This window comes from Rhizobium sp. 18055, assembly GCF_902706285.1.
Lineage (GTDB): Bacteria > Pseudomonadota > Alphaproteobacteria > Rhizobiales > Rhizobiaceae > Rhizobium.
Genome location: NZ_CACSKD010000050.1, coordinates 1 through 1,279, shown reverse-complemented (window position 1 = coordinate 1,279; position 1,279 = coordinate 1). Strand labels below are relative to the sequence as shown.

The window sequence follows — 1,279 nt, the reverse complement described above, 5'->3', positions numbered from 1 at the left end:
GTCCTAACGTGGCCAGGTGTCCCCGATGGGGGGGTCATTAGGGTCATGCCTTTGATCCTGGCGCATTAGGGTCCATTTTTTGTGCTATGAGCCTCCCTGTTCAGCATAGGATCAATTGACCATACTTAAGTGAGCCGGGTGCAGTTCGTCAGAACATGCGGCTGAAGGGAGTGCTGTCCCAATTGATGAGCAGCAAGACAGTGCTGTGAAAAAGGATTGCGATGAAGGCATACTTATTCATTGATTTGGCTCCGGAGTGTCGGCGAGGGTGTTCCTGTGCAACTAGGGACACTGGCAGGCTTGGCACGGAGAAGTAGAACCCCAGAATGAGTATTTGCCTCTGCGGCACAATTTCGGGTGGCACTGTACGCATCATCAGCGCTATAATGTAGGTATCGCATTGTGCTGGCAGTTGGATAATGCCTCCGGAGCGCGGACCAAAGTTCGCCGCGTGGCAAGTGGGACTCAGAACCCAGCCGGGATATACGTTTCGCACAAGCGATTGGACGCAGGTAGACCGCTCGTAAGGCCGCCGTAACTGCGTCGAGAGGCAACGGGGGAACCTTCCCAAGCCAAGCCCACAAGAGTGACCCGCAAGGGTTTGACGGAACGGGCAGAAGGGGCGCTCACAGGCGCGTAATCCGTCACGACTACCAATGTGTGAAGGTAGTCCCGGTCTAAGTCCCATGCTCGTCCGAATACGGTGCAAGACTGCCGGCAACCGCTAGACCCCTTTGTGAGGGGGTTTAGGAGAGTATTGCCGGCGCAACAGAACCCTGCTGAACCGATCCGGTATTCATAGGTCAGAATTTCACCGAATCAGCAGGAATTCAGGGTGAAAAACAGTAGCGGGTCGCCAAAGTTCGCTATTTTTGGGCAAAAAACCAAATTTTCTCGCTCCGCCCCTGTTCGACGCGAGCCGTTCAGAAGGGATCCGATTCCTTCGGTCGCTGGGGAGATGGTGGAGAGTCAGGGGACGTTTCCGGCGTGACTGATGTTCCACTAGCCGATTGAAAGAACGTCTGGTGTCCTGCCAAGTAGTAGATATTCGGGCCATATGCTCCGGTCTCACCCTCTTGGTCACGTTCACGAGCAATATTGGCGATCAAGCCGCAAAGCGACAAGGTTACGAGTGCCTTCCTCATATGGCGTTCTGGCACTCCCGTGCTCACGGAGATCTTCTCGTAGGAAGCCAACGTATAAGACTTGTAGTTGTCCCGACGAGCGGCTAGGTAGAGGTACACCTTGAGAGCATGCAGTTCGTGACGCGAGCGCAACG

The 1,279-nt window shown here is 54.7% G+C and carries 1 protein-coding gene; it reads right to left on the bottom strand.

Annotated elements, in window-relative coordinates; all coding sequences use genetic code 11:
• Positions 1 to 923 precede the first annotated feature (923 nt).
• On the bottom strand, positions 924 to 1,279 hold a 356-nt coding region (locus tag GVL52_RS30660), incomplete at its 5' end, for a hypothetical protein (RefSeq protein WP_210254117.1).